This is a genomic window from Flavobacterium sp. TSSA_36 (assembly GCF_051547165.1).
Lineage (GTDB): Bacteria > Bacteroidota > Bacteroidia > Flavobacteriales > Flavobacteriaceae > Flavobacterium.
The window spans coordinates 213699-238487 of record NZ_JBPTTP010000003.1; the positions used below are offsets into that span (position 1 = coordinate 213699).

Genomic DNA, 24789 nt, shown 5'->3' on the forward strand with positions numbered 1-24789 from the left:
AAATTTTGCAATTAGCCAATCCTTTAGTACCTTTCGCATTCAAAAAAAAATAACAATAAACATTTCAAAAAATGTTAGAAGAAAAGCAAGATAACCTGCCCATTGCAGACGGAAATCAGTCAAATGAAAATATGGATCAAGCCACGGTTGAATTGACTTCAAGTGAAAAAACACAAGACAATCAAAATATTCTTGATGCCATTGCGAATTCAAATGCAGAGGAAAGTGAAGACGAAACCTTGAAAGGACGCCATGACATTCCGTTATTAGATTACGATGCAATGGATATGGATTCATTAGTAAATGAATTACAAAGGTTAGTGTCTTATGAAAAAGTAATGTCTGTGAAGGTACATGTAGACGAAATTAAAAAAGCGTTTTTAGCAAAATACCATCACTTACTTGAAGAGAAAAGAGAAGAATTTATTGCGGAAAATACTGAAGCAAACGAAACATTTGAATATCATTTTCCGTTAAAAAATAAATTTGACCAATACTTCACAATATATAAAGATCTCAAAAACGAACACTTCAAAAGTCTTCAAAGTAGCTTAAAAAGCAATTTAGAAAATCGCTTGTCCATCGTAGAAGAACTAAGAAATCTGATCGATCCTCAAGCCAATATCAAAGACGTTTTAAAGCAATTTAATGATTTAAGAGAGCGTTGGAAAAATGCAGGCCCTATTCCGAAAGACAAATACAACCACGTTTGGAATAACTACCATTTTCATGTCGAAAACTTTTATGATTATTTGCATTTAGATCGAGAAGCAAGAGATATAGATTTTAAGCACAATCTTGATTTAAAACTCAAAATAATAGCAAGAGTTGAAGCGCTAACTCAAGAACAAGATGTCAACAAAGCTTTCAGAGAATTACAAGATTTACACAAGATTTGGAAAGAAGATATTGGCCCTGTATCAAAAGAACATCGCGATGAAATTTGGAATAAGTTTAGTGAATTAACTAAACAGATGCATGATCAACGAGAAAAACTTTTTGAACAACAAAGAGCCGTTGAGTTAGTGAATCTTGACAATAAAAATGACATTATTGCAAAAATTGAACTGTTAGCTACAGAGAAAGTAAATAGCCATTCTCAATGGTTACAGCAAATAGAAAAAGTGGAAGCCTTGAGAAATGCATTTTTCACAGCAGGTAAAGTCCCTTCTGAAATAAATGAAGCTACTTGGGCAGCATTTAAAACGGCAGTACGAAACTTCAATAGCTTTAAAAATTCATTTTATAAGGATATCAAAAAAGATCAAACGGTCAATTTGAATAAAAAAATTGCTTTAGTTGCCAAAGCAAAAGAATTACAAGAAAGTGAAGATTTTGCTGCTACTACTCCTATAATGAAACAAATTCAGGAAGAATGGAAACAAATTGGTCATGTTCCCAGAAAATATTCTGATAAAATATGGAATGAGTTTAAGGAAGCATGTAACCATTATTTTGCAAAATTGAAAGAACACCGAAGTGAAGAAAACAATGAAGAAATCACAGCTTTTGAAAATAAAAAAAATTATTTAGAAACTATCAAAGAATTTCAATTGTGTGGTGATCACAAAACGGATCTAGATGCAATTAAAAAACACATTGAAACTTGGAAAAACTTCGGAAAAGTTCCTTTTTCAAGAAGACATATTGAAGGAAAGTTCAATAAAATTTTAGACGCTTTGTTTGCAAAATTGAGTTTAAGTAAAAAAGAAACCGATATGATGCGCTTTTCAAATCGGATGGAAAATTTATCAGAAAATAACGATGTTCGCAAGTTAGATAATGAGAAGATATTTTTAATGCGTAAAATCGAAGAAGTTCAAAATGAAATTTTTCAATTAGAAAACAATATTCAATTTTTTACTAATACAAAGAATGCCAAAAAAGAAAATTCAATTGTATTAGAAGTTCGAAAAAATATTGCTTTACATAAAGAAAGCTTAGAAGTTTGGAAGGAAAAGTTACAACAAATTCGAAATATAAACATTGAATAATATACATCAAGCCTCAGTTAAACATTGAGGCTTTTTTTATATCATAAAGATTAACAATGTTTTATAGATTTATCTTATCATTTAACATATAAAACTTGTTAATTTTGCAAAATGAATTTACTTCGTAAAATAGGACTAAGTATTGGAGTGATATTGTTATTTTTCCTTTTGAAAAAGGAATACAGTGATCGCCCTACGACTTGTATTAAAACACAAAAAGAGGCCTCCTTTTTAGCAGTAAACACTACTAACTTACAATTTATTCAGCCTGATTTAGTTAGTTATACACTGATAAACAATACTCAATTCTTTATCTTTTTTGGAACGCTTTCTAACATTTATGTTCTCAAAGAACATCTGAATAGCCACTTACATGTAGTTTCAAAAGCTTTTGTATCAAGAAATATCAATCGTATCCTTGCGGTTTCACAGCTTCTATTTCCTAAGCATAATTTTTGGTGATTTATAATTAGCATTAAAAAACGCAACTTTAACTCAGATTTTGTGCTTACAATCTGCGTTAAGGAAGCATTCTTATTTTCATAAATCACTTAAAAATCATACTATGGACACGTCTGTAACTATTATAGGATTAGTAATCACCATATTAATCTCAATTCCTTTGTACTTTGTATTTCGAAGCAATGTTATTCATAAAAATAAAATTATTGCTATACAAAAGTTAAACAATCCTGAAAAAAAATTCAATTTTAAAGATACCGAAAATCAAAATAAAAAAGTATTTTCATTAGATCCTAAAGGGAAGGTTGTTCTATTTATCGACTTCAATCCTGCAAAAACATTTTCAAAATTAATAGACACTACCACTATAACCTCTTGCGAATTAGCCTACGTCACTGATCAAGAAACAGATCGAACCTCAAAGATAGAATTAGTTTTCAATTTCAAACAAAAAACAAAAAAAGAGTCGATTACTGTTTATGACTCAAAATTTGACTTACTTCATCAAATTTGTTTATATGAAGACGACCAATTTGCTAAGCGTTGGAAAAGCAAAATAGATCATTGTTTAACATAATATAGCAACAATTATCTTAAAAAAAACCTAAAAATGTAAAATTAACCCACTGAGAAATGAAATTATTTATTCATTTCTCAGTAATTTAGTATATATGATAAATATCATTTGCTCACTATTGAATAAAAGATACTTTTGTTCGATAAAATTAAGTTAAATATGAAAAATAATCTTATTCAAAAATACAACGTTCCTGGACCTAGATATACTAGTTACCCAACCGTTCCGTATTGGAATGAATTACTTTTTTCAACTGACTTATGGCTACAAACGCTACAAAAATCTTTTAAAGAAAGTAACGCTACTGAAGGTATTAGCTTATACATTCATTTGCCTTTTTGTGAAAGTCTCTGCACTTTTTGTGGGTGCAACAAAAGAATTACAAAAAATCATACTGTAGAAAATCCCTATATCGACGCCGTTTTAAAAGAATGGGCATTATATTGTGCTTTACTTGAGGAAAAACCAATCATCAAAGAAATTCATTTAGGAGGAGGTACCCCAACTTTTTTTGCTATTGAAAATTTAGAAAAATTAATTAATGGCATTTTCAACACGGCAATCAAAGCTGTTGATTACGAATTTAGCTTTGAAGGACATCCTAACAATACGACCAAAGCCCAATTACAAACTCTTTTTGATTTAGGATTCAGAAGAGTCAGTTTTGGTGTACAAGATTATTCCGAAAAAGTACAAAAAGCCATTAATCGCGTGCAATCCTTTCATAATGTGGCGAAGGTAACTTTTTGGGCCAAAGAAATAGGCTACACCTCGATTGGTCATGATATTATTTTTGGATTACCCTTCCAAGAGTTACAAGATGTAATCGATACTATAGAAAAAACCAAGTCATTGCATCCGGACCGATTGGCTTTTTACAGTTACGCTCACGTGCCATGGATTAAAGGAAATGGTCAAAGAGGTTTTAAGGATTCGGATATTCCAAAAGATGCTGAAAAACGCCAATTGTACGAAGTGGGTAAAAATTTATTAAGCAAAAATGGGTATCATGAAATTGGAATGGATCATTTTGCATTGGAAGAAGACAGCCTTTTCGAGTCGTTCAAAAACAAAAAACTCCATCGGAATTTCATGGGATATAGTTCTTCAAAAACACAAGTAATGATTGGTTTAGGAGTGTCTTCAATCAGTGATAGTTGGTATAGTTTTGCTCAAAATGTAAAAACGATTGAAGACTATTATGAATGCCTAAATAACGATAACCTACCCGTTTATCGTGGACATATTCTCACTGACGAAGATTTAATCATTAGACAGCATATCTTGAATTTAATGTGTCAATTTCAAACTTCTTGGGATGAAAAATCGTTATATTTCTCAGAGATATCTGAAGTAGTTACACAATTAGAAGAAATGCAAAAAGACGGACTGATTACAATAGCTAACCAGAAAATCACGATTTTAGAAGCGGGAAAACCATTCATAAGAAATATTTGTATGGCTTTTGATCTTTTGTTAAAGAGAAAAGCGCCCGAAACCGCTTTGTTTTCAATGACAGTATAAGCACATTAATGGCAATTAGGTGTTTGTTGAACAAACAAACTTAAGGTAGTTGGAGAAACGTAAGGGATCCCGAGTCCTAACCCCCTCATAATAAACAAAATACCAATAATCACAGCCACAAACGGAATCGCTTTTTGTATTCTATTCCTAGCCGAAAGACTCAAAAATGATTTCATATAGACAACCAAACTCATTAATGGGACGGTTCCTAATCCAAACAATAACATATAAGAAACACCCAACATAGCACTTTGCATGGCGACTGCTCCAAACAACGCTACGTAAACCATTCCACAAGGAAGTAAGCCATTCAAAAAACCTATGGTAAACAAAGACGAATAGGATTTTTTCTTAAAATTACTCCCTAACGTTTGTTTTAATTTGGAAATCATTCTAAAAACAGGCTTAGAGAAATTGTAGTTAGCAAAAACTCGTTCCGGAAGCACTACCGCTATAATCATCAAGATTCCAATGAAAACAGATAGTTTTTGTTGGAATCCTGCTATAAAAAAACCTTTTCCAAGCAATCCAAATAACAACCCCAAGCTTCCATAAGCCAATAATCGTCCCAATTGGTAAGTGATAATTTGAGTTGCTTTTTTAGCAGGATTAGCATGATCTACAGGTAACATCATCGCGATAGGACCACACATTCCTACGCAATGTAAACTACTAATCAAACCCAAAAAAAAGGAGGTATACAGCATTTAACTACTATTTTTATACTTTTCACAACATTACATTATCATAAAATTCCAATGAATTATTTTATGTAAATGGCTTCTTTAGTTAAATACGCTTTCCCTTCATATTGCCATTCCATATTTATATCCCAACTTCCACCTACCAAATTAGTTTTCGGAATATGTAAAGTAGACTCATTCAAGGCTAATTTTACTTCAAAATCAAGTTTTTTATTCGAAGGACGGTACAAAGCCACGGTTCCCGTAATCTTTTTACAATCAAAAGTAGATGGAAAAGTAATAGTGACCTCGTTATCTAGTTGTTTCACTATAGGTTTATGAGCCAAATCATGTGCATTTTGTACTCTTTGCATTTCTTCTTGATAATGAATATCGTGTTTGTAATATTCTTCAACTACTAAATCATTATCATATTTTGAATCTGATTGTACTTTGACAACAAAATATAGAATAAAAGTGATAAACAATGCAAATGCGATTACAATGTAAGTGCCCCAATTGAATTTTAATTTCATGTTTTTAGTGTTAAAAATAAATAGTAATGATTAATCAAAACTTCTTGGGCCTAAGAAATTGGTTGCCGTTGTTTGGATTAATTCCTCTCCTTCATACACTTCAATCTCGATAGTTGTTTTATCACTTTCTAACAAATACTTATTAATTTCGATAAACAAAGTACCGCTAGTGAGTCCTTGTCTTGGGACGCTTAACTGGTTTTGTCCAACAATTTTTAAAGTTCCTTTAATATCTTTTAGCTTGAAGTGAACCTTTTTTATATCAACATTCGATTTATTGATTACTTTAAATGTATAGACATTACTTATACTCTCTCCTTTGTGTTGAAACAATTGCCCCGGTAATCGCAAAATAGTAGTTTCAATTTCGGATCTCAAAAACAATAAACCAGAAAGTACCCCAATCAAAATAAACAATACCGCGCTGTAGCCTTTCATTCTTGGGGTAAACTTGAAAGTCTCGTTTTTCTCAATTTCATCTTCTGAGGCGTAACGAATTAATCCTTTGGGTAATCCAACACTTTCCATTATGGTATCACATTCATCTATACAAGCTGTACAATTAATACATTCTAGTTGCGTTCCGTTACGAATATCAATCCCTGTTGGACAAACATGAACACATTGTTTACAATCGATGCAATCACCTTTACCTGATTCGGTTCTATTTTCTTGTTTGTTGAATTTGGCTCTACCCTTCTCTTTCTCTCCCCTTACGAAATCATAGGCCACATTAATTGATTTATTGTCCAACAAAACGCCTTGTAAACGACCATAAGGGCAAGCAATAATGCAGACTTGTTCACGAAACCAAGCAAAGACAAAATAAAAAACGCCTGTAAAAATCAATAATGAAATTAAAGTACTGATATGGCTTTTAGGCCCATCTTCAATCATTTTAAGTAAGCTATCACTCCCAATTAAATAGGCTAAAAACACATTGGCGATAAAAAATGAAATCAGTAAAAAAACAAACCATTTTGTGACTTTCTTTCGAATTTTATCGGCATTCCATACTTGCTTATCGAGACGGATTTGAGCACCACGATCACCTTCAATCCAATATTCAATGCGCCGAAACACCATCTCCAGAAAAATGGTCTGTGGACAAATCCAACCACAGAATATACGTCCGAAAATCACTGTAAAAAGTATTACAAACACTACTCCAATGATCATGAACATTACAAATAAGTAAAAATCTTGAGGCCAAAAAGGAAAACTAAAAATAGTAAACCGACGTTCCATCACATTGAACATCATAAATTGGTTACCATTGATTTTAATAAAAGGATTTGCAACTAAAATGATTAGTAAAAAATAGCTCACCCATTTGCGATAGTCATAAAATTTCCCAGATGGTTTCTTAGGATAAATATACTTTCTATTGCCCTCTTGATCGATAGTTGCAATACTATCTCGAAATGATTCATCTGGTAAAACAGCCATGATATTTGTTTTGGTTTAACTTTTTAAAACAACTGTGTCAAAGTAATACACTTTGACACAGTTCCTAAAATAGTATAAAAATCATTATTGAGCGACGGTTGTGTCTACAGCAGTTGTAGCTGAGGCCTCTGCTTTTGGAGCTGCATCATCTGCCCACACTTCTCCTTCGGGAGCTTTAGCCTCTTTCGGATTACTACCTTGTAATGACAAGATATAACTAGCTACTTTTTGCATTTCTTTCGGTTTCAAGGTTCCTTTCCAAGAAATCATTCCTTTACCGTCTCGACCTCCATTCATGATCGTATGAAATATATTTTTAATACCTCCACCAAGAATCCAATGATCATCGGTAAGATTAGGACCTATTTGCCCTCCAGCATCTGCACGATGACAAGCCGCACAATTGGTGGTAAAAATCTCTTTACCAATGGCCAATTCAGCTGGATCTGTCAATAAAGTAACTGTTTTTTCATCCATCAAATCAGGAGCATTTTTCATATACTCAGCTACTTCAATTTTGGCTTGAGCAATTTCGTTTTTCAATTCCATTTCTTGATCGGGGGCTCCTAAAATTTCATAACGAATCAAATATACTGCCGCAAAAGCAATACAAGCATAGAATAAATACACCCACCATGGTGGTAAACTATTATCTAACTCTCGAATTCCGTCATAATCGTGATCCAAAAGTAACTCCCCTTCTTTTTCAATTGGTGCTGATTTGGTCAATTTTTTCATTAGATTTTTAAACCAATCACTTTCTCCAAAACTGGCAGAAGAAGCTTCTTCTAACTTGGCTTTTTGTTCGTCTGTTAAGAGATGATAGGTTATCGTATCGATAGCACTCACAGTAACCTCAATTGCAATTAACAGAAAAAGGAATACAAATAAGAACAAAGAAACCATTGGGAATTTGATAAAGGCAGGACGGTCCCCTGAATCAATAAAATACTCCATTGCGCCAAATACGGCGAAGAAAATAAGGGGAACCCTAACATATACTGGGATTAATTTTTTCATTTTTTAAAGCTTTAAATTATAAAGTACTAGTCTCTTCTAATGGAATATTGCTCATCTCCTGTATGGTTTCTTTCTGATAAGAAAACACCCAAAATGCCAATCCTACAAAGAAGAAAAAGAAAATTAAGAGTGAAAGAATTGGATAAATTTCAATTCCTACGATGGTCTCCATATTGTGTTTAATTTGTTCAAACATAACAGTTTCTTTATTTAGTTTCTTTTACTTTAATATCGGTACCTAAACGTTGCATATACGCTATCAAAGCTATAATTTCTCGTTCATTCATTGGAACAAATTTTTCGCCTCTTGCTTCCGCTTTCTTTTTACTTTCTTCGTAGCTTTTAACAAAGTCAGGGTCATTTTTCAAGCTTTCTTCAATTTTAATGGCTTGTGCTCTTAAATCTTTTTGGCCATTACTAATTTGTAAATCCGTGTAAGGTACTCCTAAAGATACCATAGCTTTCATTTTCTTTTCTAACAAAGAAACATCCATTGCTTTATTATCAAAAAGCCATTTATAACTTGGCATAATTGAACCCGCTGAAATACTTTGTGGGCTCCAGAAATGATTAAAATGCCAGTTATCGTTATATTTTTGACCTACACGCTGTAAATCTGGTCCAGTACGTTTAGAACCCCAAAGGAATGGATGATCGTAAACAAACTCACCTGCTTTTGCTTGAGGCCCGTAACGTTCCACTTCGCTTCTAAAAGGTCTAACTGATTGCGAATGACATCCCACACAACCTTCACGAATATATAGATCGCGTCCTTCCAATTCAAGGGGAGAATACGGTTTAACACTAGCAATTGTTGGGATATTAGATTTAACCATAATGGTCGGAACAATTTGAATAATTCCTCCAATTAAAATAGCTATCGTTGCCAAAATAGCCATTTGGATTGGTTTTCTTTCTAACCAAGTATGATATTTTTCGCCTTTAATTCGTTTAGCACTAATTTCTTTAAGGGCAGGTGCTTCAGCCAATTCATCTTCGATAGCATCACTATTTCGAACGGTTTGCACAATATTGTACACCAACACCAACATTCCTGTTAAATATAATGTTCCTCCAGCAGCTCTCATCCAATACATGGGCATAATTTGAGTCACTGTTTCTAAGAAGTTTCCATACGTTAAGGTACCATCTGGATTAAATTGTTTCCACATAGACGCTTGTAAGAAACCAGCAACATACATTGGTAACGCATAAAGAATAATTCCTAATGTACCAATCCAAAAATGGAAATTTGCCAATTTAGTAGAGTATAAAGTTCCTTTTGACATTCTTGGGATTAACCAATAAATAATACCAAAAGCCATAAATCCGTTCCAAGCTAAGGCTCCTACGTGTACATGTGCAATAATCCAATCGGTGTAATGTGCAATTGCATTAACATTTTTCAAAGACAACATGGGGCCTTCAAAAGTTGCCATACCATAACCCGTCATCGCTACGACAAAAAATTTCAAAACTGGCTCTACTCTAACTTTGTCCCAAACACCTCTAAGTGTTAATAGTCCATTAATCATTCCTCCCCAAGATGGAGCAATCAACATTACGGAGAAAACTACTCCTAAGTTTTGTGCCCAAGTAGGCAATGCAGAATACAATAAGTGGTGGGGTCCAGCCCAAATGTATAAGAAAATCAGAGACCAAAAGTGAATGATTGATAAACGATAAGAATAAACCGGACGATTAGCAACTTTGGGTACAAAGTAGTACATCAATCCTAAAAAGGGAGTCGTTAAGAAAAATGCTACTGCATTATGACCATACCACCATTGTACTAGAGCATCTTGAACCCCAGCATAAACTGAGTAACTCTTCATGGCTGAAACAGGCAATTCTAAACTATTGAAAATATGTAAAACAGCTACTGTGATAAAAGTAGCTAAGTAAAACCAAATCGCTACATACAAGTGACGCTCTCTTCGTTTAAGCATAGTCCCAATCATATTGATACCAAAAACTACCCAAATCAGAGCAATAGCGATATCAATAGGCCATTCTAACTCAGCATACTCTTTTGATGTAGAATATCCTAAAGGCAATGAAACTGCAGCAGCAACGATAATCAATTGCCAGCCCCAAAAATTAAGATTACTTAAGAAATCGCTAAACATTCTAGCTTTTAATAATCGCTGTAAGGAATAATAAACCCCAGCAAACATTGCGTTTCCTACAAAGGCAAAAATAACAGCATTGGTATGTAAAGGTCTCAATCTACCAAAACTTAACCAAGAAATTCCATCGGTTACATTGGGAAAAAGAAACATAAAAGCCAAAATAAGGCCTACAAGCATTCCTACAACACCAAAAACAATGGTGGCGTAAATGAACTTCTTTACAATTTTGTTGTCGTAATAAAATTGTTGCATTTCCATAGTTTAAATTAATTTTCTTATAGTTATTGATTTTATTTTTTCTTTTTGGCTTTTAATTCATCATCAAAAAGCATTCGCACTGATGGGGTATAATCGTCATCGTATTGTCCGGATCGAACCGCAATCACAAAGGCTATAAAAAATCCTATTGCAACAAAAATACTAATGGAAATTAAAAGATAAATGACACTCATACTATTCATTTTAAGGAGACAAAAATACTTTTAAGAAAATTTCCAAAATATGATTTTTATCATATTTAATCTTGTATTGTTAAATTTATGCAAAATAACAAAACAATAGTACTAATTAGTTATTTTTTTTCTCGAGTAATAATTACTCATCAACGTTACAAAACTCACTATAGTAATGGTACTCAGCGGCATAATTATTGCAGCCACTAAAGGCAATAGATTACCTGTAATAGCAAAACTAAGCCCCACAATATTATATAGCAGCGATAAAACAAAGCTCATCTTTATAGTCTTAATCGCATCTTTTGATAATTGTAAAAAGTATAATAATTTATAAAATTCGGTGGCATCAAGGATTGCATCGCAGGCAGGTGAAAAAACATTTACATTTTCCGAAATGGATACACCAACATTACTTTGTGCCAAAGCTCCGGCATCATTTAGGCCGTCACCTACCATCATCACGTTTTTGCCTTGCTCTTGCAATCGTTTAATAAAAGCCAACTTTTCATCTGGTTTCTGATTAAACACAAATTGAACACTCTTTGGTAATATTTTCTCTAAAATAGGGCGTTCTCCTTCGTTATCACCCGATAAAATTTTAATTTCATATTTAGTACTTAATCGATGGAATAAATCCTCTAACCCCTCTCGATATTCGTTATTAAAAACAAAATATCCAAAGTACATCCCGTCCATTTTAATGTGAACCGTAGTTTTTTGCAAACCTTCATGCTCAATATTTCCAACAAACGAGGAAGAACCAATGAGAATTTGCTTTTCAAAGACCTTGGCCTCTATGCCTTTTCCAGGAATTTCACTAAAAAAAGTCAATTTTTCTCGAGAAGTTTCGGGTAAATATTCATAGAGCATCCGACTTAAAGGATGGTTAGAAGCTCGTAATACGGTTTTGATAAGTGCTAATTCTTGTCTTTCTATACTTTTTCCTACATAAGAAATATTAGACTTTTTATTCGTTGTTATGGTTCCCGTTTTATCAAAAACCAAGGTGTCAACTTTGGCCATTTGCTCTATTACCAAGGCATTTTTGAGATAAAATTTTTGTTTTCCCATAATCCGAAGTATATTTCCCATAGTGAAAGGAGCGGTTAAGGCTAGAGCACAAGGACAAGCCACAATTAATACGGCAGTAAAAACATTAAAAGCGATATTGGCATCAAAAAATATCCAATATCCAAATCCAGCGAAGGCAATCACTAACAAAATAGGAGTAAAATAACGTGAAATGGCGTCAGTGATTGTTTTATGTTTTTGCTCCACATTCTTCTGAAAAACATCGTTACTCCACAATTGGGTTAAATAACTTTGGGAAACAGAATGTAATACTTCCATTTCAATGACTTTTCCTATTTGTTTGCCACCGGCAAATACTTTATCTCCAGAGTTTTTAACAATCGGAACTGCTTCACCGGTTACAAAACTATAATCAATTTCAGCTTTTTCACTAATCAAAATACCATCTACCGGAATCAATTCTTGGTTTCGGATTAGCAATCGGTCTCCCTTTTGAATATCGAAAACAGGAATACTTTCTTCTGATGTATCTGCATTAATTTTGGTAATCGCTATGGGGAAATAAGACTTAAAATCACGTTCAAAACTCAAGAAACTGTACGTTTTAATTTGAAACATTTTACCTAAAAGCATGAAAAAAATCAACCCACATAAGCTATCAAAAAATCCGGATCCATAATCCATGATGATATCAAAAGTGCTTCGAATGAACATGACCACTATCCCAAGAGCAATAGGAATATCAATATTTAGCATTTTGGAACGAATACTTTTATAAGCTGACACATAATATCCACTAGCGGAATAAAAGAAACTAGGAAGAGAAAGTGCAAAAATCAACCATCTAAAAAAACCGAGGTATTGATCTAACCAATATTCTTCCACTTCAAAATATTCCGGAAAAGAAAGCAACATGATATTTCCAAAACAAAAGAAAGCCACACCCAATTTATAGGTCAAACTTCGATCTACTGACTCATTTCCTGCCTCATAATTTTCTAAACTAATATAAGGTTCATATCCTATAGAACTTAATAAGTAAACAATTTCTTTGAGCGAAACCTGCTCTGGGTTGTAATTAATTCTCACTTTTTTCTCTGGAAAATTCACATGAGAAGTACTTACACCAGGCTGTAATCGCTGCAGATTTTCCAAAATCCAGATACAAGAACTACAATGGATATGAGGAATATTTAAACTGATGATTTCTGTGGTACTTTCTTGGAATTCTAGTAGTTTCGCTACAATGTCTTTATTATCCAGAAAGTCGTATTTACCAGCAATATCAATAGGTGTTGCCCCAGGTGATTGTTCAAAATCATAGTAACAAGTGAGGTCGTTCGTACTAAATATTTCATAAACTGTTTTGCATCCTTTGCAACAAAATAACTTGTTGTCAAAAAGGATTTCCTCTGACTTCTCAATGTTTAAGCCACAATGAAAACAATTCTCTTTTTTCATAATCAATTTTTCCTATTAAAGTACCGCAAATATTACAATTACATCCCCTTAAAAATATGATTTTTATCATAAATTTGATTATTTTTGACGAAAATTATCCCCGTTACAAATGAGTAAATGTGAACACTGCATTGTTCGTGAATTTAGTTCTTTAAAAGCACTAAACAAAGAAGACTTATTAAAAATAGCCAATTGTAAAACGTCCTACACCATAAAAAAAGGTGAACCTATTTTTGAAGAAGGCGAAACAATTAATGGCGTTTATTGCATTAAAGACGGTTATTGCAAATTATCTAAACTTAGTACCAATGGCAAAGATCAAATAGTAAAATTGGTTAAAGCGGGAGAATTGTTAGGTCAGCGGTCCATGGTTAGTGATGAACCCGCAAATTTAACAGCCATAGCGGTAGAAGACATGGAAGTTTGTTTTATCCCTAAATCAGAAATTCTTGGTTTTTTTAATAACAACAATCAATTTTCATTAAGCTTGATGAAATCAGTTTGTGGTGACTTAAAAGATTCTGACATGCATGTGGTGTCTATGGCTCAAAAAACGGTAAAAAACCGTTTGGCCGAAACCTTACTCTATTTGAAAGAAAATTTTGGAACCAATGCAGATAATACTTTAAAAATCCAACTGTCAAGAGAAGAACTTGCAGGGATGATTGGAACAGCTACCGAAAGTTGCATCCGAATTTTGTCTGAATTTAATAAAAATGGGACCATCGAACTTATTGGAAAAAAAATTGCAGTAAAAGATACCAATAAGCTAAAAAAAATTGCCGAATAACTTTATTCTTTCTTTAGCATCAAATAATAAATAGGAATACCTAAGGCAACTATAGCTAATCCAAAACCTGTATTTAAAGTATCATATAGCAATAAGGTAATACTAATTCCACTTGCCACAATTAAATATAGTGCTGGTATTACCGGGTATCCGAATGCCTTGTATGGCCTTGGTGTGTTAGGCTCTTTTTTTCTGAGTACAAAAACCCCTAGAATAGTTAAAATGTAAAATAACAAAGAGGCAAAAGTAGCATAAGTTAACAAATCACCAAATTTTCCTGAAACACAAAGGATACATGCCCATAAACATTGTAACCAAAGTGCCTTTGCAGGGACTTGATGACGATTTAATTGCATTGCGTTTTTAAAAAACAATCCTTGTTGTGCCATAGCGTAAAATAATCTACCGCCCGAAAGAATGAGCCCACTATTGCATCCAAAAGTAGATATCATTATCAATCCTGACATGAGAAAAACGCCAGTATTTCCCATGATTACGCTTGCTGCAGCCGCTCCTACTCTATCATTAGCGGCAAACATAATTCCCTTCGATAAAGCATCTTGCCCGGAAGGAACTCCTTGTAAAGGCAACAATGACAAATAAGCCACATTCGCTAATACATACACCACAGTTACAATCAACGTTCCCAATACCAAACTTCGGGGAATATTCCGTTTAGGATCTTTGATTTCTCCTGCTATGAAAGTAACGTTATTCCAAGCATCGCTAGAAAATAACGAATTAACCATTGTAGCCGTGGCTGCTCCTAAAATGGCAGTCCCCACTAATCTTGTCACCGTTAGCGTCCCGTCAGCGTTTTGAACGGTTTTATAAGCATTCCACATGGTATCAAAATTAAGATACAAAGTGTTTTTTTGGAGGCCAACATAGATACCAAAAATTATTAGGCAAAATAATGCCATTAATTTAGTTGCTGTTAGTACTAATTGAATCCATTTTCCATTTTCAATGCCTTTGGTATTACTATAGGTCAAGATAAAAATACTAAAAACAGCGAGTAATTGCTTGTTAGCTATTACAAAGGATCCTGATTGCAACAGTGTGCCATCTAAAAACGGAAAAAAAATAGCCGCATAATTCGCAAAAGTCACTGCGATAGCCGCGATAACACCAGTTTGAATCACTGAAAAAACGGTCCAACCGTATAAAAAAGAAATCAATCGGCCATAAGCTCTTTGGATATAGACAAATTGCCCACCAGCCTTGGGCATCATACCCGCCAATTCACCGTAACTCAAGGCCGCAGCGACTGTAATTAAACCTGTGACAATCCAAATCAATACTAACCAAGCGGCAGAGCCAATGTCTCTAGCCATTGCAGAGGTTACAATAAAAATTCCTGAACCTATCATCGAGCCTGCTACCAAACTAGTAGCATCTAATAATCCTAAAGAACGTTTTAAATCGGTTTTATTTTCTGACATCTAAATGAATAGCTTTATTTTTTTATAATTTCTTAGCTTGGTTCCAAAAAACATCCATTTCGGCTAACGTCATATCCATGAGCGGCTTTCCCAACTCATTGGCTTTAGATTCTAAATATTGAAATCTCTTGATAAACTTTTTATTGGTTCGTTCCAAAGCATCTTCTGGATTGATCTTTAAAAAACGAGCATAATTAATCATTGAAAATAAAACATCACCAAATTCTGCTTCCATTTTATCTTGATCTCCAACAGCCACCTCATCTTGAAGCTCTTGCAATTCCTCTTGCACTTTTTCCCAAACCTGCTCCGGTTCCTCCCAATCAAAGCCAACCCCTTTTACTTTGTCTTGAATGCGACTGGCTTTTACCAAAGCAGGCAAACTTCTGGGCACTCCTTCTAGAACAGATGTTTTACCTTCTTTAAGCTTTAGCTTCTCCCAATTTTGCTTGACTTCTTCTTCATTTTCAACCACCGTGTCACTATAAATGTGTGGATGACGGTGTATTAACTTTTCGCAAATTTCATTACAAACATCTGCGATATCAAAGTCTTGGGTTTCGCTTCCTATTTTAGCATAAAAAACCAAATGCAACATCAAATCACCCAATTCTTTTTTGACTTCATTTAAATCGTTATCCAAAATAGCATCGCCTAATTCATAAGTCTCTTCTATGGTCAAATGACGCAAAGACTGCATCGTTTGTTTTTTATCCCAAGGACATTGCGCTCTTAATTCCTCCATTATCGTCAATAATCTATCGAAGGCGGCTAACTGTTGTGCTCTAGAATTCATGCTATTGTTTTTGGTAAAAATAAAAAAATCCTGTTAAGAAAACGACTCAACAGGACTTTATATTGGTATAAGTACTACTACTCTTTTTTAGCTTTCGCTTTTTTTGGCTTTGTTTCAGCAGCTACTTCCTCAGTAACTGATTCTTCTTTCCCAACGGCTGGTGGAGCATCGTCAGTAACCAATCCGCGTTCTTGCAACATATTGTACCAGTTTAGAATTTTTTTGATATCTGAAGCATATACTCTTTCTTCATCATACTCCGGTAAAATTTCTCTAAAATAAGCATTCAAAGTAGTGTTATCTTCTTTGTGAGAAATGGCTTTTCCGTTATTTTCTTTTTTGGCAATGTTTGACATTACTTCTGCCAAAGGTTTTTCTGCTTCATAGGTATACACAGAAATTTCAGTCAACAAGCTCACATTACTTTTTAAACTAACGGTTACTTTTTTTCCGTCTAATAAAGATTCAGCAACAAATCCGGTTCTAGTTTGTACTTTTAGGGCAAACAATCCTGGTTTACCAGAAATTGCTAAAATTTTTTCTAAATTCATTTTCTTACTTATTTATTGTTCTTTGTCAACTTTGGTAACATTGTCATTAAAAAAGACAACTACTTGAAATTTATCTTCCTTTTTTGGCGAAAAATTTCATTCGATAATCTTGAAATGTTTTTCCCTCGGTAATATTTTTTAATTTCTTTTGAATCAATCGTTTTTTGAGTGAAGAAATTTTATCTGTAAACAAAACCCCTTCAATATGATCGTACTCGTGTTGGATTACTCTAGCAATTAAACCATCAAAAACTTCAGTTTTCATCACAAAATCTTCTTCACAGTATTCAATTGTTACAATTGGTTTTCTATAAACATCCTCTCTCACATCTGGAATACTCAAACATCCTTCATTAAAAGCCCATTCTTCTCCTTCTTCTTTGATGATTTTAGCATTGATAAATGTTTTCTTGAAACCTTTCAATTTGTTTTGAGTATCAGATTCTAAATCTTCATCATCGCTAAAAGGAGTCGTATCAATTACAAAGAGACGCACTGACAAACCTACTTGTTCAGCAGCCAAACCTACACCAGAGGCGTTATACATGGTTTCATACATGTTGTCTATCACTTCTTTCAAATTGGGATAATCTGGAGTAATCGCTTCTCCAACTTTTCGTAAAACAGGATCACCGTAGCCAATAATTGGTAAAATCATTTGTAATGGAATTAAGTTTGTGCCACAAAAGGGTTTGTTTCCTTTTTAATTGGTTGGCAAAAATAGTAAAAAATCAACAATGCCAAATTCACAATAGCCAATTAGTTTCGATTTTACTAAATAATTCAATTTGTTCGCTCATTTATTTACTTAAAACCTACACAATTCCTACCTTTGAATTTGATAGTTATCTTCATGATTGAAAAAATAATACATTTTACACAGAGTTCTCATTTTACCAACGCCTTAAAAGTGACTTTAGCTACTGTAATTCCTGTAGTAGCCTTTACATTTTTTGGACAATTCGAAATTGGTTTTACCATTGCAATGGGTGCTTTTTTTACGTATCCAAGTGATATTCCTAGTAGTTTAAATCACAAAATAAAGGGCTTACTAGTAACTGCTTTATTAATTGCTATTGTCAATCTACTGGTAAATATATTACACCCTTTTGGGGTTGTTTTTTATCCTATTTTTGGTGTATTAATTTTTTTATTCTCGATGATTTCAGTGTATGGGCAAAGAGCAACTGCTGTTTCATTTTCATGCTTATTGTCCATTTGCTTGGCCTTTGCGCATTTACATACTGGTTGGAAAATGGTAGAATACTCCGGATTAATTTTCATAGGTGGAATCTTCTACCTTTTTGTTTCATTACTATTTCATTTCATCAATCCTTTTCGTTTTATCGAATTACAATTGGTTACTTGCATTGATCTGACCGCAAAATATTTAAAACTAAGAGCTGATTTATGGAAAAAAGATGCCGATAGAGAAAATATCATTCAAAAACAACTGCTTTTACAGGTTGAAATCAATACCACTCATGAAAACATTAGAAGTGTATTGATAGGCAATCAATCCTTATACTCAGATACGGCTCAAAACAGGAAATTATTAATTGTTTTTATTAATCTCGTGGAAATATTAGAACTTGGGCTAGCCACTGCGTTTGATCACAAAACCCTACACGAAAAATTTGATGTACAACCACAAATCATCAAAAGCTATGCTACTCTTGCCACCAACTTAAAAAAAACATTGAAGCAACTGAGTAAAAACATTGAAAATAAGACCCATTATCGCTCCAAGCATTCATTGGACACCGATTTAAGAAACTTTGAAGACACCATTTTAGACTACGAAAAAGTATTAGGTTCAGAAAAAGCAAAAGAAGGGGTAATTATGCTTACCACTATGCTTCACTATGCCGAAAGTCAGGTAGAAAAAATCAAAACAATTGAGCGAGCTTTTAATTTAAAAATTAAAGAAGCCTATCTTGAGGTGAATCAGAAAGATTTGAAGAAATTTTTAATTCCCCAATACTATCCGTTTTCTACCTTTAGTAATAATTTGAGTTTTTCATCTACACTATTCCGACATTCGTTACGACTATCCGTCGCTTTGCTTTTTGGTTTCATTCTCGCCACTTTTTTGCCTTTTCAAAATATTTTTTGGATTTTTTTAACCATAATTGTGATCATGAGACCCGGTTATGGTTTGACCAAAGAGCGATCTTACCAAAGAACATTCGGAACTGTTCTTGGAGGAATAATAGCATTTGGCTGTTTGTACTTTATCGACAATACTGTACTGAAAAGCATCATGGCTATTTTATGTATATTACTCGGTATGTCATTTACTCAAATTAGTTACAAAACTAGCGCCACCTTTGTAACCATGTACGTTGTTTTTTTATACAGTATCTTGACACCCAATAGTGCTAACGTAATCGAATTAAGAATTATCGATACCCTATTAGGAGCAGTGATAGCCTATACTTTCAATCATTATTTTTGGCCTTCTTGGGAATTTCTAAATACTCCAAAACACATAGAAAAAGCAGTCATGGCTAATAGAAATTATTTGAACGAAATTGCTTTATTGTACAACAAGAAAGGAACGGTTTCGACTGTGTATAAAGTAGCTAGGAAAAACGCATTTGTAGAAATTGGTAATTTGATGGCTTCTTTTCAGCGTATGAGTCAAGAACCAAAATCTAAGCAACTAAAAATCACACAAGTTTACAAATTAACAGTTCTCAATCACACTTTACTTTCCTCAATTGCTTCGATGGGAGCTTATATTCAATCACATAAAACTACGGCAGCTTCCAATGCTTTCAATAGTGTAATGGCTACCGTTTTACAAAATTTAGATGAAACTCTAATCATTTTAAATCCAAAATACATTTCAAATGCCTTACCTATTTCCCATGTGGAAAAAGCAAAAGGATATTCAGATTTAATGAAAATAAAAGTTAAAGAATTAACGACTAAAAATGCTACAGCAATTTCTGAAAATCCTAGTCAAATTCAAGAAATACAAATCATTATCGAACAATTAGTTTGGCTCATTAATCTTTCAGAAAATATTCTAAAAAATACCAAAATTTTGATGGAAAAAACAACTTAATTATTTTCTGTTTAAATAATCTTGCAACATGATAGTTGCCGAAATTTCATCAATTAAAGCTTTGTTCTGTCGCTGTTTTTTCTTCAAACCACTATCAATCATGGTTTGAAAAGCCATTTTCGAGGTAAATCTTTCATCTACACGAATTACTTTCATTTCAGGAAAATGATTGGTGAAGTGCGTTACAAATCCTTTGATAATGGATGCGCTTTGAGAAGGTTCGCCATTCATTTGTTTTGGTTCACCAATTAATACAGCTTCTACTTTTTCTTTAACAAAATAATCTTTTAAAAAGTGAATAGCTGTTTCCGAGGGAATAGTTGTTAGACCTGAAGCAATGATTTGTAATTCATCTGTAACAGCGATTCCTGTTCGTTTTTGACCGTAATCTATAGCTAAAATTCTTGGCATTTGTAAAATTTAAAACACAAAGATAACCAAAGTAAACAATAAGAAAGCAATATATAAAAAACGTGGATGTTTGATTTTAAAAACAAGTTAGCCACGAATTATATTTCACAAAAAGATTAAAAATGTTAGTAAAAAGTAAACAAAGCGAGTTTTAAAAAAAATCGATTTATCTTTGCCAAAAAATAGATACAACATGAATTCATTACAAACAATCATAGAACAAGCCTGGGAAAACAGAGCTTTGCTACAAGAAACATCAACAACAGATGCAATTAGAGAAGTAATCGAACTTTTAGATGCTGGAAAACTTCGGGTGGCTGAACCTGTGAATGATGGATGGCAAGTTAACGAATGGGTGAAAAAAGCAGTAGTAATGTACTTCCCTATTCAAAAAATGGAGACTTGGGAATCAGGAATTTTTGAATATCATGACAAAATGTTGCTAAAACGCAACTATGCTGAGAAAGGAATTCGTGTTGTGCCTAATGCAGTAGCTCGTTATGGTGCATACATTTCAAGCGGTGTTATTTTGATGCCAAGCTATGTAAATATTGGAGCTTACGTAGACGAAGGAACAATGGTTGATACATGGGCAACAGTAGGTAGCTGTGCGCAAATAGGTAAAAATGTGCACTTGAGTGGTGGTGTAGGTATCGGTGGTGTTTTAGAACCCCTACAAGCAGCTCCTGTAATCATTGAAGATGGCGCTTTCATTGGATCACGTTGTATCGTTGTAGAAGGCGTGCATGTAGGTAAAGAAGCCGTTCTTGGTGCTAACGTTTGTTTGACTGCTTCTACAAAAATCATAGACGTTACTGGAGACGAACCTATTGAAATGAAAGGCTATGTTCCTGCTCGTTCAGTGGTAATTCCTGGAAGTTATACCAAAAAATTCGCTGCAGGTGAATTCCAAGTGCCTTGTGCTTTAATCATTGGTACTCGCAAACCTTCAACTGATTTAAAAACTTCATTAAACAATGCCTTACGCGAATATGACGTAGCTGTTTAATTCAACTATAAAATTTTAAAAACTCCAAACTCCAATACTATTGGGATTTGGAGTTTTTTTTACATTGATTTTATTGATAAAAAATACCCCAACTAGTATCTAATTTTACCAATTGGGGTATTCAAAAAAAAAAAAAAACTGATTGAAATTTTATTGCAATCCCGCTAAACTTTGCTCAATCGTAGCAATTTTAGCTAAAGCATCCGCTTCTTTTTTGCGTTCCATTTCTATAACTTTCTCAGGTGCACCAGCTACAAATTTTTCATTCACTAATTTTCCTTGCACCGATTTCAAAAAGCCTTTGGTATAATTTAATTCCTCGGTCAATTTAGCAATTTCGGATGCTACATCAATGTTTCCTGTGATTGGAATAAAATATTCGTTTGATTTTACACGGAAAGACAAAGCACCATCCACTTTTTCTGAAACGTATGCTAATGAAGTTATATTCCCCAATTTAGTTACTATTGCATCAAAATAAGTAGAAGCTTTATCATTGTTCACCACTTTCAATTCGATAGTATCCTTAAACGGAATATTCTTGTCTTTACGGATGGTTCTAATTCCAGAAATTACTTCAATTGTATTTTCAAAATCAGCTATTAATGTCGAATCGAATGGTTTAATTTCTGGCCAAGTTGAAACAATTAAAGCCTCCTCTTTGGTTCTATCCGCGATTAAATGCCAAATTTCCTCTGTCAAGAAAGGCATAAAAGGATGTAACAATTTCATATTGTTTTCTAACATTTCGATGGCTTTATCAAACGTAGCTTTATCAATGGGTTGTTGGTAAGCAGGTTTGATCATTTCTAAGAACCAAGAGCAGAAATCGTCCCAAACCAATTTGTAAATTCCCATCAAGGCATCTGAAATTCTATACTTTTCAAAATTATCTTCAATCTCAGCTAAGGCTTGTTGCAACTTCGCTTTGTACCATTCAATGGCAACTTTTGAAGATTCGGGTTGTGAAATTGTTTCTGAAACTTCCCAACCTTTGATCAATTTGAAAGCGTTCCAAATTTTGTTAGAAAAACCTTTTCCTTGATTACATAATTCTTCGTCAAACATAATATCATTTCCTGCAGAAGCACTCAAAAGCAATCCTACACGAACACCATCGGCACCAAATTTTTCAATTAATTCCAATGGCTCTGGAGAATTCCCCAAAGACTTCGACATTTTGCGACGTTGTTTATCACGAACCAATCCCGTTAAATACACATTCGTAAATGGTTTTTCGCCAGCATATTCATATCCTGCAATAATCATTCTAGCTACCCAGAAAAATAAAATATCTGGTCCTGTAACCAAATCATTGGTTGGATAATAGTATTTGAAATCTTCATTTTCAGGATCCATTATTCCTCCAAAAACAGACATTGGCCATAACCAAGAAGAAAACCAAGTGTCAAGAGCATCAGGATCCTGACGAAGGTCAGAGATTAGGAGTGAGGAGTTAGACGTTTTTTCTTTAGCCAAAACTAAAGCCTCTTCAATGCTTTCAGCCACCACAAAATCTTCTTTTCCGTCGCCATAGAAATAGGCAGGAATTTGTTGTCCCCACCACAATTGGCGAGAAATATTCCAATCGCGAATGTTGTTCAACCAATGTGCATACGTATTGTTAAAACGAGAAGGATGCAATTTAATAGCTCCGTCTTCTAAAACCGATTGAATAGCTGGTTTTACTAAATCATCCATTTTTAAGAACCACTGGTCTGATAATCTTGGTTCGATTACCGCCTTAGTTCTTTCAGAGGTTCCTACTTTATTCAAATGAATTTCGGTTTTAGCCAAAGCACCAATGGACTCTAATTCTTGAGCAATTTCGGTACGAACTACAAAACGATCTTTTCCTTGGTAATGCAATCCGAAACTATTCAAAGTCGCATCTTCATTGAAAATATCAACAATCTCTAAATTATGCTTCTCACCCAAGGTTTTGTCATTCATATCGTGTGCTGGTGTCACTTTTAAGCAACCAGTTCCAAACTCCACATCTACATACTCATCCTCGATAATTGGAATCACACGGCCACAAATAGGCACGATCGCTTTCTTTCCTTTTAAATGAGCAAAACGTTCATCAGTTGGATTAATACAAATAGCAGTATCTCCAAAAATTGTCTCAGGACGCGTAGTTGCTACCGTCAAGAAATCTTCTGACCCTTCAATTTTATATTTTAGAAAAAATAATTTTCCTTGTTGTTCTTCGTAAATTACCTCTTCATCAGATAATGTAGTTTTTGCTTCAGGATCCCAATTTACCATTCGGTAGCCGCGGTAAATCATTCCTTTGTTATATAAATCCACAAAAGATTTGATAACAGAAGCCGACATATCTGGATCCATTGTGAATTTGGTTCTATCCCAATCACAAGAACAACCTAACTGTTTCAATTGTTCTAAAATGGTTCCACCGTATTTATCTGTCCAATCATAAGCGTGTTTCAAAAATTCTTCACGCGTCAAATCGGCTTTATTAATTCCTTCTGATTTTAATTTAGCCACTACTTTTGCTTCTGTAGCAATCGATGCGTGGTCTGTACCAGGTACCCAACATGCATTCAACCCTTTCAAACGAGCTCTTCGGATTAAAACATCTTGAATCGTATTATTCAACATGTGCCCCATATGTAACACACCCGTAACATTAGGGGGTGGAATTACAATGGTGTAAGGAGTTCTATGGTCTGGTTTTGAATGAAAATACTTGTTTTTCATCCAATAGTCATACCATTTCGTTTCAATAGTTTTAGCGTCAAATTGTGCAGGAATACTCATTTTATAATAGATATAATTTAATGGCTTTTCAAAAAAATCATGAAGTACTGATTAACAACCCATAACACAAAGAATTACAATAAAAAAAACTTTGGTTCAGTATTTGTATACTTATGAGTGGCAAAAGTAATTAATAAAGTAGAGTATAAAAAGCGATTTTATAATTTGTACTCTAATTAAAAGAAACTATATTTACCCAACCCAACAAAATCTATTATATGAAAAATCTTATTATTGCAATAGCTTTGTTTATTATTTCTATAAGTAGCTACAGTCAAAATGGTCCTAAAATTGAGTTTTCAACACCAGAGAATACTATTGATTATGGAAAAGTGAACAAAACCTCTGATAATGGTATTCGTGTTTTTGATTTTAAAAATACAGGAGATGCACCATTACTCATTTTAAACATACTCTCTACGAAAGAATGTGTCATTCTAAACAAACCCTCAGCACCAATTCTTCCGGGAGAAAGTGGTAAAATTGAAGTAAAATACAATATGACTCCAGGACCTATCAGAAAAACCATCACCGTTGAAACCAATGCTGTGAATCAAGAAAATGGTAGAGTTGCCTTAAAAATCAAAGGAGAAGTGATCTAAGAT

At 33.7% G+C, this 24789-nt stretch carries 21 protein-coding genes; 7 read left to right on the forward strand and 14 right to left on the reverse strand.

Translation table 11 applies throughout. The features are described 5' to 3' along the window. The first annotated feature begins 71 nt into the window (after positions 1–71). The 3 genes from ACSVH7_RS07560 (at position 72) to hemN (ending at position 4557) form a co-directional block, all read left to right on the forward strand. Positions 72–1994, forward strand: a complete 1923-nt coding sequence (locus ACSVH7_RS07560; protein ID WP_438066108.1) for a DUF349 domain-containing protein — start codon at positions 72–74, stop codon at positions 1992–1994. A 565-nt stretch (positions 1995–2559) separates the two neighbouring features. Continuing rightward, entirely contained in the window at positions 2560–3033 is a 474-nt protein-coding gene (locus ACSVH7_RS07565; RefSeq protein ID WP_438066109.1) for a hypothetical protein, read from the forward strand. Between the two features lie 159 nt (positions 3034–3192). Continuing rightward, positions 3193–4557, forward strand: a complete 1365-nt coding sequence (gene hemN, locus ACSVH7_RS07570) for an oxygen-independent coproporphyrinogen III oxidase (RefSeq protein WP_438066110.1) — start codon at positions 3193–3195, stop codon at positions 4555–4557. Positions 4558–4562: 5 nt separating this feature from the next. Here the strand turns inward: hemN and ACSVH7_RS07575 are convergent, their stop codons facing one another. The 8 genes from ACSVH7_RS07575 to ACSVH7_RS07610 all read right to left on the reverse strand — a co-directional run bounded on the left by ACSVH7_RS07575 (position 4563) and on the right by ACSVH7_RS07610 (position 13325). Beyond that, positions 4563–5264 carry a sulfite exporter TauE/SafE family protein gene (locus ACSVH7_RS07575; protein ID WP_438066111.1) on the reverse strand — a complete coding sequence of 234 codons (702 nt, stop codon included), beginning with the start codon at positions 5262–5264 and terminating at the stop codon, positions 4563–4565. 56 nt (positions 5265–5320) lie between these two features. Beyond that, positions 5321–5776, reverse strand: a complete 456-nt coding sequence (locus tag ACSVH7_RS07580) for a FixH family protein (protein WP_438066112.1) — start codon at positions 5774–5776, stop codon at positions 5321–5323. 30 nt (positions 5777–5806) lie between these two features. Continuing rightward, positions 5807–7225 carry a cytochrome c oxidase accessory protein CcoG gene (gene ccoG, locus ACSVH7_RS07585; protein ID WP_438066113.1) on the reverse strand — a complete coding sequence of 473 codons (1419 nt, stop codon included), beginning with the start codon at positions 7223–7225 and terminating at the stop codon, positions 5807–5809. An 84-nt stretch (positions 7226–7309) separates the two neighbouring features. Then, complete coding sequence (locus ACSVH7_RS07590) at positions 7310–8245, reverse strand: cbb3-type cytochrome c oxidase N-terminal domain-containing protein (protein ID WP_438066114.1); 936 nt, start codon at positions 8243–8245, stop codon at positions 7310–7312. A gap of 16 nt (positions 8246–8261) precedes the next feature. Further along, complete coding sequence (locus ACSVH7_RS07595) at positions 8262–8441, reverse strand: CcoQ/FixQ family Cbb3-type cytochrome c oxidase assembly chaperone (protein WP_438066115.1); 180 nt, start codon at positions 8439–8441, stop codon at positions 8262–8264. Positions 8442–8451: 10 nt separating this feature from the next. Next, positions 8452–10635, reverse strand: coding sequence for a cytochrome-c oxidase, cbb3-type subunit I (gene ccoN, locus ACSVH7_RS07600; RefSeq protein ID WP_438066116.1), 2184 nt, complete (start codon positions 10633–10635; stop codon positions 8452–8454). A 32-nt stretch (positions 10636–10667) separates the two neighbouring features. Beyond that, positions 10668–10829 (reverse strand): cbb3-type cytochrome oxidase assembly protein CcoS, encoded by a 162-nt coding sequence (ccoS, locus tag ACSVH7_RS07605; protein WP_438066117.1) that lies wholly within the window; start codon positions 10827–10829, stop codon positions 10668–10670. Positions 10830–10940: 111 nt separating this feature from the next. Then, the gene (locus ACSVH7_RS07610; RefSeq protein WP_438066118.1) at positions 10941–13325 is read right to left on the reverse strand and encodes a heavy metal translocating P-type ATPase; all 2385 of its coding nucleotides are present in this window, start codon (positions 13323–13325) and stop codon (positions 10941–10943) included. A gap of 109 nt (positions 13326–13434) precedes the next feature. Here ACSVH7_RS07610 and ACSVH7_RS07615 point away from each other — a divergent pair, with 109 nt between their 5' ends. Further along, on the forward strand, positions 13435–14115 hold the full coding sequence (locus ACSVH7_RS07615) for a Crp/Fnr family transcriptional regulator (RefSeq protein WP_438066119.1): 681 nt from the start codon (positions 13435–13437) through the stop codon (positions 14113–14115). A 2-nt stretch (positions 14116–14117) separates the two neighbouring features. On the opposite strand, the gene ACSVH7_RS07620 is transcribed toward ACSVH7_RS07615, so the two are convergent. The 4 genes from ACSVH7_RS07620 to def all read right to left on the reverse strand — a co-directional run bounded on the left by ACSVH7_RS07620 (position 14118) and on the right by def (position 17565). Further along, positions 14118–15560, reverse strand: a complete 1443-nt coding sequence (locus ACSVH7_RS07620; RefSeq protein ID WP_438066120.1) for an APC family permease — start codon at positions 15558–15560, stop codon at positions 14118–14120. Between the two features lie 22 nt (positions 15561–15582). Then, a complete protein-coding gene (gene mazG / locus ACSVH7_RS07625) occupies positions 15583–16356 on the reverse strand; it encodes a nucleoside triphosphate pyrophosphohydrolase (RefSeq protein WP_438066121.1) in 774 nt (257 codons plus the stop codon). Between the two features lie 77 nt (positions 16357–16433). After that, the gene (locus ACSVH7_RS07630; protein WP_438066122.1) at positions 16434–16907 is read right to left on the reverse strand and encodes a DUF5606 family protein; all 474 of its coding nucleotides are present in this window, start codon (positions 16905–16907) and stop codon (positions 16434–16436) included. Positions 16908–16977: 70 nt separating this feature from the next. After that, positions 16978–17565, reverse strand: coding sequence for a peptide deformylase (def, locus tag ACSVH7_RS07635; protein ID WP_438066123.1), 588 nt, complete (start codon positions 17563–17565; stop codon positions 16978–16980). A gap of 195 nt (positions 17566–17760) precedes the next feature. Between def and ACSVH7_RS07640 the strand changes: the two genes are divergently transcribed. Then, positions 17761–19980: an FUSC family membrane protein gene (locus tag ACSVH7_RS07640; RefSeq protein ID WP_438066124.1), complete on the forward strand. Its 2220-nt coding sequence runs from the start codon at positions 17761–17763 to the stop codon at positions 19978–19980. On the opposite strand, the gene ruvX is transcribed toward ACSVH7_RS07640, so the two are convergent. Then, positions 19981–20391 (reverse strand): Holliday junction resolvase RuvX, encoded by a 411-nt coding sequence (ruvX, locus tag ACSVH7_RS07645; protein WP_438066125.1) that lies wholly within the window; start codon positions 20389–20391, stop codon positions 19981–19983. A 193-nt stretch (positions 20392–20584) separates the two neighbouring features. Between ruvX and ACSVH7_RS07650 the strand changes: the two genes are divergently transcribed. Continuing rightward, the gene (locus tag ACSVH7_RS07650; protein WP_438066126.1) at positions 20585–21400 is read left to right on the forward strand and encodes a 2,3,4,5-tetrahydropyridine-2,6-dicarboxylate N-succinyltransferase; all 816 of its coding nucleotides are present in this window, start codon (positions 20585–20587) and stop codon (positions 21398–21400) included. 150 nt (positions 21401–21550) lie between these two features. On the opposite strand, the gene ACSVH7_RS07655 is transcribed toward ACSVH7_RS07650, so the two are convergent. Then, positions 21551–24184, reverse strand: a complete 2634-nt coding sequence (locus tag ACSVH7_RS07655) for a valine--tRNA ligase (RefSeq protein ID WP_438066127.1) — start codon at positions 24182–24184, stop codon at positions 21551–21553. Positions 24185–24402: 218 nt separating this feature from the next. On the opposite strand from ACSVH7_RS07655, the gene ACSVH7_RS07660 reads away from it, so the two are divergent. After that, positions 24403–24786, forward strand: a complete 384-nt coding sequence (locus ACSVH7_RS07660; protein WP_438066128.1) for a DUF1573 domain-containing protein — start codon at positions 24403–24405, stop codon at positions 24784–24786. Positions 24787–24789: the final 3 nt, after the last annotated feature.